This is a genomic window from Spirillospora sp. NPDC046719 (assembly GCF_040645715.1).
GTDB lineage: Bacteria > Actinomycetota > Actinomycetes > Streptosporangiales > Streptosporangiaceae > Spirillospora.
Window position 1 is genome coordinate 1 of sequence record NZ_JBEYYT010000203.1, and the last position, 16,339, is coordinate 16,339.

General features: G+C 73.5%; 16 protein-coding genes. 12 read left to right on the forward strand and 4 right to left on the reverse strand.

The features are described 5' to 3' along the window. Window positions 1–120 precede the first annotated feature (120 nt). The 10 genes from ABZ914_RS29365 (at window position 121) to ABZ914_RS29410 (ending at window position 9,791) form a co-directional block, all read left to right on the forward strand. Complete coding sequence (locus ABZ914_RS29365; protein WP_500197144.1) at window positions 121–2,481, forward strand: [protein-PII] uridylyltransferase; 2,361 nt, start codon at window positions 121–123, stop codon at window positions 2,479–2,481. Between the two features lie 125 nt (window positions 2,482–2,606). Continuing rightward, a complete protein-coding gene (ffh, locus tag ABZ914_RS29370; RefSeq protein ID WP_190859735.1) occupies window positions 2,607–4,196 on the forward strand; it encodes a signal recognition particle protein in 1,590 nt (529 codons plus the stop codon). Between the two features lie 701 nt (window positions 4,197–4,897). Beyond that, entirely contained in the window at window positions 4,898–5,347 is a 450-nt protein-coding gene (gene rpsP, locus ABZ914_RS29375) for a 30S ribosomal protein S16 (RefSeq protein ID WP_190859737.1), read from the forward strand. Window position 5,348: 1 nt separating this feature from the next. Further along, entirely contained in the window at window positions 5,349–5,591 is a 243-nt protein-coding gene (locus ABZ914_RS29380; protein ID WP_021598307.1) for an RNA-binding protein, read from the forward strand. A gap of 134 nt (window positions 5,592–5,725) precedes the next feature. Next, window positions 5,726–6,238 carry a ribosome maturation factor RimM gene (gene rimM, locus ABZ914_RS29385; RefSeq protein WP_387027325.1) on the forward strand — a complete coding sequence of 171 codons (513 nt, stop codon included), beginning with the start codon at window positions 5,726–5,728 and terminating at the stop codon, window positions 6,236–6,238. After that, the gene (gene trmD / locus ABZ914_RS29390) at window positions 6,235–7,017 is read left to right on the forward strand and encodes a tRNA (guanosine(37)-N1)-methyltransferase TrmD (RefSeq protein WP_500197136.1); all 783 of its coding nucleotides are present in this window, start codon (window positions 6,235–6,237) and stop codon (window positions 7,015–7,017) included. The genes rimM and trmD overlap by 4 nt, the downstream gene beginning before the upstream one ends. A 114-nt stretch (window positions 7,018–7,131) precedes the next feature. Then, complete coding sequence (rplS, locus tag ABZ914_RS29395; protein WP_067461562.1) at window positions 7,132–7,482, forward strand: 50S ribosomal protein L19; 351 nt, start codon at window positions 7,132–7,134, stop codon at window positions 7,480–7,482. A gap of 168 nt (window positions 7,483–7,650) precedes the next feature. Continuing rightward, window positions 7,651–8,580, forward strand: coding sequence for a signal peptidase I (lepB, locus tag ABZ914_RS29400; RefSeq protein WP_433139674.1), 930 nt, complete (start codon window positions 7,651–7,653; stop codon window positions 8,578–8,580). A gap of 171 nt (window positions 8,581–8,751) precedes the next feature. After that, on the forward strand, window positions 8,752–9,480 hold the full coding sequence (locus tag ABZ914_RS29405; protein ID WP_433139671.1) for a ribonuclease HII: 729 nt from the start codon (window positions 8,752–8,754) through the stop codon (window positions 9,478–9,480). Next, entirely contained in the window at window positions 9,477–9,791 is a 315-nt protein-coding gene (locus tag ABZ914_RS29410; RefSeq protein ID WP_151539670.1) for a DUF2469 domain-containing protein, read from the forward strand. The genes ABZ914_RS29405 and ABZ914_RS29410 overlap by 4 nt, the downstream gene beginning before the upstream one ends. Window positions 9,792–10,213: 422 nt before the next feature. Here the strand turns inward: ABZ914_RS29410 and dprA are convergent, their stop codons facing one another. The 3 genes from dprA to ABZ914_RS29425 are packed head-to-tail and all read right to left on the reverse strand — an operon-like array spanning window position 10,214 to window position 13,272. Then, window positions 10,214–11,359 (reverse strand): DNA-processing protein DprA, encoded by a 1,146-nt coding sequence (gene dprA, locus ABZ914_RS29415; RefSeq protein WP_500197137.1) that lies wholly within the window; start codon window positions 11,357–11,359, stop codon window positions 10,214–10,216. 5 nt (window positions 11,360–11,364) lie between these two features. Continuing rightward, window positions 11,365–12,918 (reverse strand): YifB family Mg chelatase-like AAA ATPase, encoded by a 1,554-nt coding sequence (locus ABZ914_RS29420; RefSeq protein ID WP_500197138.1) that lies wholly within the window; start codon window positions 12,916–12,918, stop codon window positions 11,365–11,367. Next, the gene (locus tag ABZ914_RS29425; RefSeq protein WP_190859757.1) at window positions 12,919–13,272 is read right to left on the reverse strand and encodes a YraN family protein; all 354 of its coding nucleotides are present in this window, start codon (window positions 13,270–13,272) and stop codon (window positions 12,919–12,921) included. A gap of 147 nt (window positions 13,273–13,419) precedes the next feature. Here ABZ914_RS29425 and ABZ914_RS29430 point away from each other — a divergent pair, with 147 nt between their 5' ends. Further along, the gene (locus tag ABZ914_RS29430; RefSeq protein WP_433238854.1) at window positions 13,420–14,334 is read left to right on the forward strand and encodes a tyrosine recombinase XerC; all 915 of its coding nucleotides are present in this window, start codon (window positions 13,420–13,422) and stop codon (window positions 14,332–14,334) included. 40 nt (window positions 14,335–14,374) lie between these two features. On the opposite strand, the gene ABZ914_RS29435 is transcribed toward ABZ914_RS29430, so the two are convergent. After that, window positions 14,375–15,106: a murein hydrolase activator EnvC family protein gene (locus ABZ914_RS29435; RefSeq protein ID WP_500197141.1), complete on the reverse strand. Its 732-nt coding sequence runs from the start codon at window positions 15,104–15,106 to the stop codon at window positions 14,375–14,377. Window positions 15,107–15,502: 396 nt separating this feature from the next. On the opposite strand from ABZ914_RS29435, the gene rpsB reads away from it, so the two are divergent. Beyond that, a partial coding sequence (gene rpsB, locus ABZ914_RS29440; protein WP_500197142.1) for a 30S ribosomal protein S2 occupies window positions 15,503–16,339 on the forward strand: 837 nt, incomplete at its 3' end.

Sequence of the window (16,339 nt, forward strand, 5' to 3'; positions counted from 1 at the left end):
CGGGGGGGCTCGCCCAGCCCCCCCCCGCGGGCGCCCCCGGGGCCCCCCGGGCCCCCCCGCCCCCCCGGGGGGGGGGCGCGGGCCGCCCGCGCCGGCGACCTGGACCGCCGCCTCGCGGCCCTGCTCGCCGCCGCCCTCGACGTCCCCGGCCGGTCGGCGCCCCCCGCCACCCCGCCCTCCGGCACCCCGCCCTCCGACGCCGCGCTCTCACGTGCCGCGTCCTCCGGCGCCGCGCCCTCTGGTGCGGCCTCCTCCGGTGCGGCGCCGTTCACCGTCCCGGCCTCGGCCGCCGCGCCCGGCACGCCGCCCGCCGATGCCCTGCCCTCCGGCGTCGCGCTCGCGGCCGTCGGCAGCCACGGGCGCCGCGAGCTGACCCCCGGCGGGGACCTCGACCTGGTGCTGCTGCACCGCGGGCGCCCCGACATCGCCGAGATCGCCGACCGCCTCTGGTACCCGATCTGGGACTCCGGCCTGCGCCTCGACCACTCCGTCCGCACCGTCGCGGAGGCCAGGACCGTCGCGCGCGCCGACCTGAAGGCGGCGCTCGGGCTGCTGTCGGTCCGCCGCGTCGCCGGCGACCACACCCTCGTGGACGAGCTGCGCGCCGCCGTCCTCGCCGACTGGCGCGCCGACGCCCGCGTCCGGCTCCCCGAACTGGCCGAGCTGTGCCGGGAGCGCTGGGAGAAGCAGGGCGAACTGGCGTTCCTCCTCGAACCCGACCTCAAGGAGGCCCACGGCGGCCTGCGCGACGTCCACGTCATGCGCGCCGTCGCCGCGTCCTGGATCGCCTCCGCGCCCGACGGGCGGGTCATGGCCGCGCACGACCTCCTCCTCGACATCCGGCACGCCCTGCACGAGTCCACCGGGCGCTCCACCGACCGGCTCGTCCTCCAAGAGCAGGAGGCCGTCGCCCGCGCCGTCGGCCTGCCGGACGCCAACATCCTGCTCAGCGCGATCGCCGAGGCCGCCCGCACGGTCACCTACGCCGCCGACCACCTGTGGCGCCGCGTCGCGCGCAGCACCGGGCCGCGCCGCGCGCCCGTCGAGCGCCGGCCGGTGGGGGACGGCGCCGTCGAGCACGACGGCGAGGTCGTCCTGGCCCGCAACGCCGACCTGAGCGACCCCGCGCTGGTCCTGCGCGTCGCGGCCGCCGCCGCCCAGGCGGGCCTCCCGCTCGCCCCCGCGACCGTCGCGCGCCTCGCCGCCGACGCCGCCCTCCCGGACGCCCCATGGCCCCCCGAGGCCCGCGGAGCGCTGGTCTCGCTGCTCGGCGCCGGACCCGCCGCCATCGGCGTCTGGGAGGCCCTCGACCAGGCCGGCCTGATCGTCCGGCTGCTGCCCGACTGGGAACGCGTCCGCAACCGCCCGCAGCGCAACCCCGTGCACCGCTTCACCGTCGACCGGCACCTCGTCGAGACCGCCGCCGGCGCCGCCGCCCTCACCCGCGAGGTCGCCCGCCCCGACCTGCTGCTGGTCGGCGCGCTGCTGCACGACATCGGCAAGGGCTGGCCCGGCGACCACTCCACGAGCGGCGCCGTCGTCGCGCACGACCTCGGCGCGGCGCTCGGCTTCCCCGACGGCGACGTCCGGGTCCTGGAGACCGTCGTCCGGCACCACCTCCTGCTGCCCGAGACCGCGACCCGCCGCGACCTCGACGACCCCGTCACCGTCGGCACCGTCACCGCCGCCGTCTCCGCCGTCCCCGGCCGCGAACGCGAGATCCTCGAACTCCTCGCCGCCCTCGCCATCGCCGACGGCACCGCCACCGGCCCCGCCGCGTGGGGCGCCTGGAAGGCCCGGCTCGTCGCCGAACTCGCCCGCCGCGCCGCCGCCGCCCTGTCCGGCGGCACCCCGCCGCCCCCGCCCGTCCTCGGACCCGACCGGCTCGCCCTCGCCCGCCACGACGGCGCCGCCGTCCGCGTCATCGGCTCCCGCATCACCATCGCCGCGCCCGACCGGCCCGGGCTGCTCTGGCGCGCCGCCGGCGTCCTCGCCCTGCACCGCCTCGCCGTCCGCACCGCGCACACCGTCTCGTCCCCGGCCACCGACGCCCGAACCGCCGTCCTCGACTTCACCGCCGTCCCCGAGTACGGCGCCCCGCCCGACCCCGCCGCGCTCGAAGCCGACCTGCGCCGCATGCTCGCCGACCGGCTCGACGTCGCCGACCGGCTCGACCGCCGCGCCCGCTCCGTCCGGATCCGGCCCGGCGCCGCCGTCCCGCCCCCGCGCGTCATGATCGTGGAGGACGCCTCCGACACCGCCACCGTCGTCGAGGTCCGCGCGCACGACCGGCCCGGCCTGCTGTGGCGGATCGGCCAGGCCCTCGGCGCCTGCGGCCTGCACATCCGCGCCGCCCAGGTCGACACGCTGGGCGCCGAGGCCGTGGACGTCTTCTACGTCGTGGACGGGGACGGCGCCCCGATCACCGACACCGCCGCGCTCGCGGCGGTCCGCTCCCAGGTCCTGTCCGCGCTCGCCTGACGGGGGCGCCGGTGCCTCCTCCTCTGCCGCCGGCCGTCCCGTATCCGGCGACAGGGCGGGGACCGGCCGGTGACCCTATACGCTGATAGGCGATCCCAGAAGCTTTCCAAGGACGGTCCAGACACGTGTTCGAGACGCTCTCCGACCGGTTGACGACGGTCTTCTCGTCGCTGCGCAGCAAGGGCCGGCTCTCCGAGGCCGACATCAACGCGACGGCCCGCGAGATCCGCATCGCGCTGCTCGAGGCAGACGTCGCGCTGCCCGTGGTCAAGGACTTCATCGCGCAGGTCAAGGAGCGGGCCCGCGGCGCGGAGGTCTCGCAGGCGCTGAACCCGGCGCAGCAGGTCGTCAAGATCGTCAACGAGGAGCTCATCAACATCCTCGGCGGCGAGACCCGCCGGATCCGGTTCGCCAAGACGCCGCCGACCGTGATCATGCTCGCCGGCCTGCAGGGCGCGGGCAAGACCACCCTCGCCGGCAAGCTGGCCCGGTGGCTGAAGGCCGAGGGCCACACCCCGATGCTCGTCGCCGCCGACCTGCAGCGCCCGAACGCCGTCCAGCAGCTCCAGGTCGTCGGCGAGCGCGCCGGCGTCGCGGTCTTCGCGCCCGAGCCGGGCAGCGGCGTCGGCGACCCCGTCGACGTCGCCCGCCGCTCCATCGACCAGGCCCGGCACGCCCAGCACGACATCGTCGTCATCGACACCGCCGGCCGCCTCGGCATCGACGCCGAGATGATGCAGCAGGCCATCGACATCCGCGACGCCGTCAAGCCCGACGACGTGCTGTTCGTCGTCGACGCCATGGTCGGCCAGGACGCCGTCAACACCGCCCAGGCGTTCATGGACGGCGTCGGCTTCGACGGGGTCGTGCTCACCAAGCTCGACGGCGACGCCCGCGGCGGCGCCGCGCTGTCGGTCCGGCACATCACCGGCCGTCCGATCATGTTCGCCTCGACAGGCGAGAAGCTGGAGGACTTCAGCGTCTTCCACCCGGACCGGATGGCCGGCCGCATCCTCGACATGGGCGACATCCTCACCCTGATCGAGCAGGCCGAGCAGGCGTTCGACGCCGAGCAGGCCGAGCGGATGAGCAGCAAGTTCGCCTCGGGCGAGGACTTCACCCTCGAGGACTTCCTCGAGCAGATGATGATGATCCGCAAGCTCGGCCCGATCGGCAACCTGCTCGGGATGATGCCCGGCATGGGGCAGGTCCGGGACCAGATCAGCCAGATCGACGACAAGGACCTGGACCGGATCGCCGCGATCATCCGCTCCATGACCCCGCAGGAGCGCGCCCAGCCGAAGATCATCAACGGCTCCCGGCGGGCCCGCATCGCCAAGGGCTCCGGCGTCGGCGTCGGCGAGGTCAACAGCCTCGTCACCCGGTTCTTCGACGCGCAGAAGATGATGCGGCAGATGGCCGGCGGCATGGGCCTGCCCGGCATGCCCGGAGGCCGCCGCAAGGCGGCCAAGGCCGCGAAGGCCGCCAAGAACAAGAAGGGCAAGCAGCGCAGCGGCGACCCGCGCAAGCGCGCCGGCGGCAAGCAGCCCCAGGAGCAGCAGCCCGCGGCCGGCGGCGCGCCGAAGGGACTGCCGCCCGGCCTCGGCGGCCCCGGCGGCCCCGGCGGCGGCCTGCCCCCGGGCCTCGGCGGCCAGCTGCCCCCCGGCTTCCAGATGCCCGACCTCGGCAAGCTCCAGAACCGCAAGAACAAGTGACCGCACCCGGCGCACCGTCCTGACGGGGCGGTGCGCCGGCCCGCGCACACCCTCCCGGCGTACACCTCGCCGTCGGCCTGCGGGCGCCCTCCCGGGTGTACGCCTCGCCGCCGGTCCGCGGGCGTCCTCCCGGGTGTACGCCTCGCCGCCGGTCCGCGGGCGTCCTCCCGGGTGTACGCCTCGCCGCCGCCCCCCGAGCGTCCCCCCGGCGCACCCCTCGCTGCCGATCCGCGAGCGCCTCTCCGTGTACATCTCGCCGCCGCCCCGCGGGCGCACTCCCGGCGTACATCTCGCCGCCGGCCCGCGAGCGCCCCTCCGCGCACACCTCGCTGCCGGGCCACGAGCACCTTCCCGCGCACCCCTCGCCGTCGGCCGGCGGGCGCTCCCGGCGTACGCCTCGCCGCCGGCTTGCGGGCGCCCTCCCGCGCCCCCTTGCCGCTGGGCTTATCGGAGCGCCCGAAGGGGAGCGCCGCCCAGCTCAGCGGGGCCTTCGGGGCGGCGTCGCGCGACAGGGCAACACGGCTTCCGCCGATTGCGCGTTCACGGCGACGATCTGGCAGAATGACAGGCTGGAAACCCGGACCCGCGAGGCGCCCTCTCTCGTCCTGCGCGGCCGGAGTCCATCGGGCGGCGGTGAGCCGGTGTTCCCCACCTGGCACGGGCCGCCCACCCTGTAATGAAGTCTGGAGTACACCACACCCGTGGCAGTCAAGATCAAGCTCAAGCGTCTGGGGAAGATCCGGAACCCGCAGTACCGGATCGTCGTCGCCGACGCCCGCACCAAGCGTGACGGGCGGGCCATCGAGGAGATCGGGCTCTACCAGCCCAAGCAGGAGCCGTCGCTCATCCAGATCGACTCCGAGCGCGCGCAGTACTGGCTCGGCGTCGGCGCGCAGCCGACCGAGCCCGTGCTCAACCTGCTGAAGATCACCGGCGACTGGCAGAAGTTCAAGGGCGAGCCCGGCGCCGAGGGCACCCTCAAGGTCGCCGAGCCCAAGGCCGACCGGAAGGCCGCCTTCGAGGCCGCCGTCAAGGAGTCGATGGGCGACGACGCCGCCGAGGCCACCGCCGCCCGCGGCAAGAAGAAGGCCGAGCCGAAGAAGTCCGAGGCGAAGGCCACCGAGACCGACGAAGCCAAGAGCGAGGGCTGACGTGCTCGAAGAAGCGCTCGAGCACCTGGTCCGCGGGATCGTGGAGAACCCGGACGACGTCCGGGTCCGCGCCCGCCGGATCAGGGGCGGCCGGGTCCTGGAGGTGCGCGTGCACCCCGAGGACCTCGGCAAGGTCATCGGCCGCAGCGGTCGTACCGCCAAGGCCCTGCGCACCGTCATCAGCGCCCTTTCCGGGGGCCGGTACGTGCGCGTGGACCTGCTCGACGTCAACGAGGTCCGCTGAGTGAGCCCCTGGCATCGCGCATGCCGGGGCACGCTCGCCCCGGTGGTGGCCGTCCCGGCCGCCGCCGGAAGCGGTTCGCCGGCGGGCCTCGCGCCCGCCGGCCCTCGTAGCCTCGCCCTCCGGGGGCGGGGCCGGTGAGCGACCCGCTGGTCGTCGGGCGCATCGGCCGCCCGCACGGCGTCCGCGGCGAGGTCACCGTCGACGTCCGCACCGACGACCCGGAAGGCCGGTTCGCCGCCGGCACCCGGATCGAGACCGATCCCGCGTCCACCGGCCCCCTCACCGTTGAACGGGCCCGATGGCACTCGGGACGCCTGCTCCTGCGCTTCGCCGGAATCGACGACCGCGACGCCGCGGAGACCCTCCGCGGCACCTGGCTGGTCGTCGACTCCGGTGACATCCCCCCCTCCGCCGACCCCGACGAGTACCACGACCAGGAACTGATCGGGCTCGCCGTCGTCACCACCGCCGGCGCCGACGTCGGCGAGGTCGCCGGCGTCCTGCACCACGGCCAGGACCTGCTGGTCGTGCGCGGCCCCGGCGGCGAGACCCTCGTCCCCTTCGTGGCCGCGCTCGTCCCCGAGGTCGACGTCGCCGGCGGCCGGCTCGTGATCGACCCGCCCCCCGGCCTGCTCGACGGATCATGAAACTCGACATCGTCACGATCTTCCCGGAGTACTTCGCGCCCCTGGAGATCTCCCTGCTCGGCAAGGCCCGCCGCACCGGGCTGCTCGACGTGCACGTGCACGACCTGCGCGGCTGGACCCACGACCGCCACCGCACCGTGGACGACACCCCCTACGGCGGCGGCCCCGGCATGGTCATGAAGCCCGAACCCTGGGGCGAGGCCCTCGACGACCTCGCGCCGCCCGGCGCCGCCCCCCGCATGATCATCCCGACGCCCAGCGGCCGCCCGTTCACTCAGGCGCTCGCCGCCGAGTACGCCGCCGAGCCGTGGCTGCTGTTCGCCTGCGGCCGCTACGAGGGCATCGACTCCCGCGTCGCCGAAGAGGCCCGCACCCGCATGCCGGTGGACGAGGTCAGCCTCGGCGACTTCGTCCTCGCCGGCGGCGAGGTCGCCGTCCTGGTCATGGTCGAGGCGGTCGGACGCCTCCTGCCCGGCGTCCTCGGCAACGCCGACTCCGTCGCCGACGACTCCTTCGCCCCCGGCGCGATGGAGTCGCTGCTCGAAGGCCCCGTCTACACCAAGCCGCCGGTCTGGCGGGACCGCGCCGTCCCCGACGTCCTGCTGTCCGGCCACCACGGCGCGATCGCCCGCTGGCGCCGCGACGAGGCGCTGCGCCGCACCGCCCGGCACCGCCCCGAACTGCTGCCCCGGCTCGCGTCCGGTGGCCTCGACGAGCATGATCGCCGGGTGCTGCGGGAGGCCGGTTTTCCGGTTGACGCCGAAGATATGGCAGACTAAAGCGTCCGTGCGCTCGTACGCGCGGTACGAAGACCACTCTCCGCGGCGCGACGCCCCCACCGATGTCCCATGGGGCCTCTCGACGCCCGCGTTCGACCAAGAGGAACCGCTGCGATGCACACCCTGATCCAGGAGATCGAGAAGGCCGCCATGCGCGCCGACGTGCCGGACTTCCGTCCGGGCGACACGCTGAAGGTGCACGTGCGCGTCACCGAAGGCAACCGGAGCCGTATCCAGGTCTTCCAGGGCGTGGTGATCCGGCGGCAGGGCGGCGGCGCCCGCGAGACCTTCACCGTCCGGAAGGTCAGCTACAGCGTCGGCGTCGAGCGGACGTTCCCGCTCAACAGCCCCTCGATCGACAAGATCGAGGTCGTCACCCGCGGCGACGTCCGCCGCGCCAAGCTGTACTACCTGCGCAACCTGCGCGGCAAGGCGGCGCGCATCAAGGAGAAGCGCGACTTCTGAGCCCGCTGATCGCCGACGCCCCGGGAACCCGCTGCGGTCTCCGGGGCGTTGCCCGTTTCGGGCTGATACGCGGTCGCGGTGCACGGCGACACGCCCAGCCGACCGGTGCTCGGGGCAGGTCGCCGCTAGGCTTTGTCCCTGATGACTGACGAGGACGATCGGAGAGACGTGCGATCCGAAGCCGAGGGCGCGGTGCCCGATGAAGAGGAGACCGTGACCTCCGCCGAGGAGAAGACGGCCGACGCCTCGGGCGACTCCGCCGACGACGGGAACGGCGGAGACGAGAAGGACTCCGCCGACGACGACGGCGAGAAGAAAAAGAAGAAGCCGGGCTCGTTCTGGAAGGAACTGCCCGTCCTGATCGTCGTCGCGGTCGTCCTCGCCCTCGTCATCAAGGCCTTCGCGGTCCAGGCGTTCTACATCCCGTCCGGTTCCATGGAGAACACCCTCCAGATCGGCGACCGGGTCCTCGTCAACAAGATCGTCTACCACACCCGCGACATCCACCGCGGCGACGTCGTCGTCTTCAACGGCCTCGACTCCTGGGACCCCGAGACCCACATCTCGAAGCCGACCAACCCGTTCTCCAAGGCGCTGCGCGCCGTCGGCACCGCCTTCGGCGTGGCGCCCAACGAGAAGGACTACATCAAGCGCGTCATCGGCGTCCCCGGCGACCACGTCCGCTGCTGCGACGCCCAGGGCCGCGTCACCGTCAACGGCGTCCCCCTGAACGAGAAGTCCTACCTCTACACCGACCCGGTGACCCACGAGCAGAACAAGCCGTCCAACGAGCCGTTCGACGCCTACGTGAAGCCGGGCCAGCTCTGGGTCATGGGCGACCACCGGGAGCTCTCCTACGACTCCCGCTCCCACCGCGGCGACCCCGGCGGCGGGACCATCCCCACCGACCGTGTCATCGGCCGCGCCTTCGTGATCGTCTGGCCGCTGAACCGCATCGACACCCTGCCGATCCCGGACACCTTCAAGCAGGCCGGCTTCAAGACCGCCTCCATGGCGGCCCCTGCCACGCCCATGGCCCTCGGAGTCCTCGGCACCCTTCCGATCGCCTACCTGCGCCGCAAACGCCGACGCCCGTAACCGCCGGCACGCGACGCCCCGCCGTGTCGCAGGCCCGCCCGGCGCCCTTTCGTTCTCGGCGTGCCCGCAACCACCTTGTGGCCGGTCATGGGGGCGGCGTGATCGGGGACATGCCCGGAACAGTGGCATTCGGTGAGCGGCGGGGTGTTCGGGCGACGTACGCTGCGGAGCATGAAGGGTCGTCCACTTCGCTTCACGCCGCGCCGTGACGCGGGGCTGCACGCCTACGAGCGCGCCTTGGAGCACGCCGGGTTCAGCCCTGTGGCGGGCGTCGACGAGGCGGGCCGCGGGGCCTGCGCCGGCCCGCTGGTCGTCGGCGCCGTGATCCTCCAGGGCGGCCGGGGCGGGCGGATCGAGGGCCTCACCGATTCCAAGCTGCTGACGGCGGCGCGCCGCGAGGAGCTGTACGCCGAGATCACCGCGCGGGCGCGGGCGTGGAGCGCGATCATCGTGCCCTGCCACGACATCGACAGGATCGGCCTGCACCGCTGCAACGTCACCGGCATGCGGCGGGCTCTGGCGGCCCTGGACACCCGTCCCGCCTACGTCCTCAGCGACGGGTTCCCGGTGCCGGGGCTGGAGGCCCCGGGCCTGGCGGTGATCAAGGGCGACCAGGTCGCCGCGTGCGTGGCCGCCGCCTCCATCGTCGCGAAGGTCACCCGGGACCGCATCATGGTGGATCTTCATCAGCGCTACCCCGAGTACGGCTTCGACGTCCACAAGGGATACGTGACGCGCGCGCACGGCGCGGCGCTGGCCGAGCACGGGCCCTGTCCTGAGCATCGGTTCTCCTACGTCAATGTCGGGCGTGCCTTGCGTAACAATGGGGAGATGGCCTTGGGGGAGGAGACCGAAGGGGAGGTCCCCGGCGAGGGCCGTACGGAAGGGGCACGGGCGTGAGCGCCGAGGATCTCGAGAAGTACGAGACCGAGATGGAGCTGCAGCTCTATCGCGAGTACCGCGACGTCGTCGGGCTTTTCACCTACGTCGTCGAGACCGAGCGGAGGTTCTACCTCACCAACTCGGTCGACCTGCAGGTGCGCGGCGCCGACAACGGCGAGACCTACTTCGAGGTCACGATGCAGGACGCCTGGGTCTGGGACATGTACCGCCCCGCGCGCTTCGTCAAGAACGTGCGTGTCGTCACCTTCAAGGACGTCAACGTCGAGGAACTCGCGAAGAGCGACTTCGAACTCCCCTCCGATCAGTGACCCTCGCGCCTACCCCGCCCGCACCCACTACTCAGCGCCCCCACTGACCCCCGGTGCGTTGGCGGCTCCAGGTGGCTTTCAGAGGCTTCACGGGGGCTTGTCGGGCCTAATCGCCGTGGGTCGCGGTGTGCTGCGAGTTCGCCCCTGAGAAGCGCTGTAGGGCGCTGGGGGGTGGTCTGAGGGCGCTGCGGGGTTGGTTCTGAGGAGGCTGTGGGTTCGGGGCTGAGAGGGCTGTGGGTTCGGTTTGAGGGGCTGTGGGGGTCCCGGGCCTGAGGCCGCTGTGGGGTTGGGGCCTGAGAAGGCTGTGGAGTCCGGGCCTGGGAGGGCTGTGGTGGTGGGCGCGGAGGGAGCTGCGGGGTTCGGACTTGAGGGGCCTGTGGGACTGGGGATGGGGCATGTTGTCTCCTTGCTGGGCGAGTGCGTCAGCGGGGGGATTTGGCGGTCTTGGTGAGGCGCCAGCCGCTCGGGGCCCGTTCTATGAAGCCGGACGCCGCCAGCAGGCCGAGCTTGGCGTTGATGGCGGCCAGGTCCATGCCCGCCTTGGCGGCCAGGGCCGCCGGGCCGGTCGCGCCCCGCGCGGGAAAGGCCTCAAGGACGGCGCGGGTGACCGGTTCCAGGCGGTCGCGGGGAAGGACGGGCGTTTGCGGAGGCGGCGCGAGGTCCGTGCCCAGCCGACCGACGGCCTCGATGATCTCCTCGGTGCGGCTCACGAGGACGGTGTCCTCCTGCCGGAGAAGCTGGTGGCAGCCGACCGATGAGCGGGACGTGACCGGCCCCGGCATGGCCATCAGCACGCGGCCGAGCCTGCGGGCCCACGCCGCGGTGTTGAGGGCGCCGCTGCGGGCCTCCGCCTCGACGATCACCGAACCGCGGGAGAGGGCGGCGATCACCCGGTTGCGGACGAGGAAGCGCAGCCGGTGCGGATGGGTGCCGGGCGGCGACTCGCTCACCAGCAGGGACCGGCGTGCCATCTCCGCGAACAGGCCCTCGTTCGAGGCCGGGTAGGGCACGTCCACGCCGTTGGCCAGGACCGCGACCGTGCGGCCGTCGGCGGCCAGGGAGCCGCGGTGGGCGGCGGCGTCGATGCCGAGCGCTCCGCCGGAGACCACCGTCCAGCCGTCGTCGGCGAGTTCGGACGCGAAGTCGGAGGCCATCCGCTGCCCGTACGGGGACGAGGCGCGCGAGCCGACCATGGCGACCGATCTCAGGCAGGCGTGGCGCAGGTCCTCGGGGCCGCGGAGCCAGAGCGCGTAGGGCCGTTCACCACCGAGATCGTCGAGGGTGGTGGGCCATTCCGGTTCCCCTGGGCAGACCAGGCGGCCGCCGAACCGCGCGCAGACGGCCAGGTCGCGGTCGGGTTCGGCGGCGGCCAGGCGGATGCGCCAGTGCTCCAGCCGCTGGATCTCCTTCGGTGCGGTGGGCAGGTCGGCGGGGACGGCCCCGGAACGGATCACGTCGAGCGCCCCTTCGGCGCCGCAGTGCCCGACGATGCGGTTGAGGAACGCGTCGCCGGGTTCGGCGACGGCGGTGAGCGCGGCGCGGGCCGCCCGCTCAGGTGTCATGGGCATCGAGGTCATGACCGCCCCGCGTGCCAGAGCGCCAGGGCGCCGCCGATGTCGTCCGCGTCGGGCTCGTCGTGACCGGCGAGGTCGGCGATCGTCCACGCGACGCGCAGGACGCGGTCGAGGCCGCGTGCGCTGAGCGTTCCGCGTTGCAGCGACTCGTCCACCATCCGCATGGCCTCCGGGGCGGGCGTGAAGCGGCGGCGCAGCTCGGGACCGGGGATCTCCGAGTTCGTTCGCCATGGGGTACCGGTCAGGCGTTTCAGCGTCCGCTCCCTGGCGAGCATGACCCGGTCCGCCACCACCTTGCTGGCCTCGGCGAACTCCAGGTCGTAGCGGAGTTCGGCCCTGGTGGCGGGGGCGAGTTCCAGTTTGAGGTCGATGCGGTCGAGGAGCGGCCCGGTGACGCGGGTGCTGTACTTGCGGCGCACTCCGGGGGCGCAGGAGCAGTCGACCTGCTTGGCGGCGGCGCACGGGCACGGGTTGGCCGCGAGGACGAGGGTGAAGCGGGCGGGGAACCGGGAGGTGCCCTCGGCCCGGCTGATGCGCACCTCGCCCTCTTCGAGGGGCTGGCGCAGGGCGTCGAGGGTCCCCGCCATGAATTCGGGCGCCTCGTCCAGGAACAGGATGCCCCTGTGGGCGAGGGAGACGGCGCCCGGTTGCAGCACCCGGCCTGATCCGCCGCCGACCATGGACGCTCGGCTCGCCGTGTGGTGCGGTGCGTGGAACGGGGGCTGGGTGATCAGGGGCTGGCCGGGAGGGAGCGTCCCCGCGACGGAGTGGATCGCGGTGACCTCCAGCGCCGAGTCGGGCTCCAGCGGCGGCATCAGCGTCGGCAGCCGTTCCGCCAGCATGGTCTTCCCGCAGCCCGGCGGCCCGGTGAAGTACAGGTGGTGCCCGCCGGCGGCGCTGATCTCCAGCGCCCGCCGCGCCTCCGCCTGGCCGCGGACGTCGGCCAGGTCGAGATCGGCCGGGACGTCGAGCCGCCGGATCGCCGACCCGTCGGCCGCCACCGACACGTCGTCGGGCTCCCCCTCCTCGATGGGCGGCGGTTCGTCCCGCAGGATGCAGAGCAGGCCGCGCAGCGTCGCGGCGGAGACCACCTCCACGCCCGGGACGAGCTCGGCCTCGGCGGCGTTCGCCCGCGGGACGACGACGGTGCGGCACCCGTAGTTGGCGGCGGCCAGGACCGCGGGCAGCACGCCCTGGATCGGCCGGAGCCGGCCGTCCAGGCCGAGCTCGCCGATCATCACCAGCCCGGCGCAGGACCGCGCCGGGACGACCTCCGCGGCGGCGAGCAGGGCCACGGCTATGGCGACGTCGAAGATCGACCCCTTCTTGGGCATGCTCGCGGGGAACAGGGAGACGGTGACGTGCCGGTTGGGCCAGTCCTCGCCGGAGTTGAAGATCGCCGCGCGGACGCGGTCGCGGGCCTCGCTGAGCGCGGTGTCGGGCAGCCCGACCAGGTGCAGGCCGGGCACTCCGCTGGTGAGGGCGGCCTCGACGTCCACGACGAAGCCGTCCACCCCCACCAGGGACACCGAGCGGGTCTTGGCGAGCGTCATTCAGCACACCTCCTTCAGATGATCGATCGAGAAGCCGTCGCCCTTGACGACCAGGCCGAGCACGTCCACCCGGACCTGCGCGCCGCCGACGCCGTGCGCGGCGGCCCACCGCCAGGCCAGCCGCCGTAACCGGGACGACTTGGCGGCCGTGATGGCCTCGAGCGGGTCGCCGTACAGGGCCGAGCGGCGGGTCTTCACCTCGCAGACGACGTGGGCGCGGCCGTCGTGCGCCACGATGTCGAGCTCGCCTTCGGGGCAGCGCCAGTTGCGGTCCAGCACCGTCCAGCCGAGCCCGGTCAGGTAGGCGGCCGCCGCGTCCTCTCCGCGCCGGCCCAGTTCGATGTGGGCGGTCATGTGCCTCACCTCCGGCCTCCGACGCTGCCGGAGGCCGGATCCGCGAAGCATTAGAACCGGGTTCTGTGGATAACCACCGGCGACATTCGCGGCGATCCGGCGGAAAGCGGCGGTGGGTGCTTGCTCGGGGCCGTCGGGTGCCGCAGCGTGGCGCTTGTGGATCTGAACGAGGCCGTGGACGAGTTCGGGCGGCACCTGCACGCGGAACGCGGCGTCTCGCCGCACACCCTGCGCGCCTACCTCGGCGACCTGGCGGACCTGTGCGCGTACGCGTCGGACGTCGGGGTGACGGACCCGGCGGGCCTGGACGTGTCGTTGCTGCGCGCCTGGCTCGCCCGCCAGCACGCCCTCGGACGGGCCCGCGCCACGCTCGCCCGCCGGACGGCGGCGGTCCGGGCGTTCACCCACCACCTCCACCGGCGCGGGCTGCTGGAGAACGATCCGGGCCTGCTGCTGGGCACGCCGAAGAAGCGCCGCGACCTCCCCGGTGTGCTCACCCAGGACGATGCGGCGCGCCTTCTCGACACCATGGACGCCGAAGGGCCGATGGGGCTGCGCGACCTGGCCGTCCTGGAGGTCCTCTACGGGACGGGCGTGCGCGTCAGCGAACTCTGCGGCCTCGATATCGACGACCTGGACACCGGCCGCCGGACCATACGCGTTCTGGGCAAGGGGAACCGGGAGCGCACCGTCCCGGTGGGCGAGCCGGCCGTCCGGGCCGTCGAGGACTGGCTCAGGGCCGGCCGTCCGGCCGTGGTGACCGAGGACAGCGGCCCGGCCCTCTTCCTCGGCGCACGCGGAGGGCGCCTCCACCCCACCAGCGCGCGCCGCATCGTCCATTCACGGATCTCCGATGCCGGCACGATGCCCGACCTCAGCCCGCACGGCCTGCGCCACACCGCGGCCACGCACCTGCTGGAGGGCGGCGCCGACCTCCGCAGCGTCCAGGAGATCCTCGGCCACGCGTCTCTGCAGACCACCCAGCTCTACACGCACGTCTCGGCCGAACGGCTCAAGCAGGTCCACCGCCAAGCCCACCCTCGCGCCGCCCGAGAGGACTGAGCGGTCCCTCCGCAGCTCTCTCCGGCTGTTCGGGGCGCTCCTAGGTGCGCTCCTCGCGGCGTTGGGGGACGCGGCGCAGGCGCCGCTCGTGGGCGAGGTCGATGACCCCGGGCGGCGGACGGCGGGACCGGGCGCGTGCGCGGGTGCGGCGCCAGGCGAAGGACAGCGAGTAGGCGAGGACCAGTCCCGTGACGGCCCCGCCGGTGGCCGTCGACGCGTCGCGGAGCGTCATGCTCGGAGCCGAGGGCTGCTCGGACGGGGGATGCCGCTCGTGTTCCTTCGGCGATGCCTTCTTTGGCGGTGCGGCCTGCGGCCACTGGGGGAGCAGCCGTATTTCTCGCCTGACCAGGCTCAGCGGATCCAGGTAAACGCCGCCCTTGCGCAGGCCCCAGTGCAGGCAAGGCGTCGGGCAGTGGAGAGGCGCGTCCTCCAGGACGCCGATGCGGGCGCCCAAGGTCACCTGTAGCCCGGCCTTGACGCTGGGCTTGACGGGCAGGTACGTCGTCCGCAGCGGCCCGTGGTCGACGGCGACGACGCCCCGCCCCGCCAGGCGCCCGGCATACGAGACTCGTCCGGCCCCGGCGGCGTACACCGGCTCGCCGGGCCGTGCCGAGAGGTCGACCCCGCGGTGGCCGGGGCCCCATGGGACGGCGGGCGGGGAGAAGGCGCGCAGGACCCGTGGCGCGGGCGGCCCCAACGGCCAGCGCCAGGCGCTCACCCCCGGAGAGCAGGCGGTGATCACGCAGGTGAGGAGCAGTGTGAGCAAGGTCATGCCCAGGAGCCTGCCGCCCGCGGACCCGGCCGTCGAGGAGGTGCGCCAACTGTGGATAACCGCTCGGTCCGTTGATTCCCGGGGGCGTCCGCGCCCTGATAATCTGTATGCGTGCCCGGAAGGACACCGGCCAGGGCCAGGCCGTCGCCGATCCGCCGTCAGGCGGGGAGGCGGGAAGCCGCTCTCGTGAGCGGAGAGGTCACGGATCCGGGGAACGTTTCCGGATCACAGCCGCCAGGGGCGTCCCGGCGGCTGATTTCACGCGTCCGCATGCCACCGAAAACATGGTGGGGCGCCGCCCCTCGGTCCGTCGCCGCGGCGACGGTGGGGCGATGCCCGGGCGCAGGGCGACAACCAAATGCGGCCCGGAAGGGCCAGAGAAGGAGAACACGGGCAATGGCACCCGTCGTCACCATGCGGCAGCTCCTGGAGAGCGGCGTCCACTTCGGCCACCAGACCCGCCGGTGGAACCCGAAGATGAAGCGCTTCATCCTCACCGAGCGCAACGGCATCTACATCATCGACCTGCAGCAGTCGCTGTCCTACATCGACCGCGCCTTCGAGTTCGTCAAGGCCACGGTCGCCCACGGCGGCACGATCCTGTTCGTCGGCACCAAGAAGCAGGCTCAGGAGTCCATCGCCGAGCAGGCCACCCGCGTCGGCATGCCCTACGTCAACCAGCGCTGGCTGGGCGGCATGCTGACCAACTTCTCCACCGTCCACAAGCGGCTCACCCGGCTCAAGGAGCTGGAGGAGATCAACTACGACGACGTGGCCGGCTCCGGCATGACCAAGAAGGAGCTGCTCGGCCTGCGCCGCGAGAAGGACAAGCTGGAGCGCACCCTCGGCGGTATCCGCGACATGGCGAAGGTCCCGAGCGCCATCTGGATCGTGGACACCAAGAAGGAGCACATCGCGGTCAACGAGGCCAAGAAGCTCGGCATCCCGGTCGTGGCCATCCTCGACACCAACTGCGACCCCGACGAGGTCGACTACCCGGTCCCGGGCAACGACGACGCCATCCGCAGCGTCAGCCTGCTGACCCGCGTCGTCGCCGACTCGGTGGCCGACGGCCTCCTCGCGCGCGCGGGCGCCGCGTCCGGCGGCGACGAGAAGCCGGCCGAGGGCGCCGCCTCCGGTGCCAGCGAGCCGCTCGCCGAGTGGGAGCGCGACCTGCTGGTGAACAAGCAGGCCGAGGACGAGGCCGCCGCCGCTCCGGCGGAGGCGGAGAGA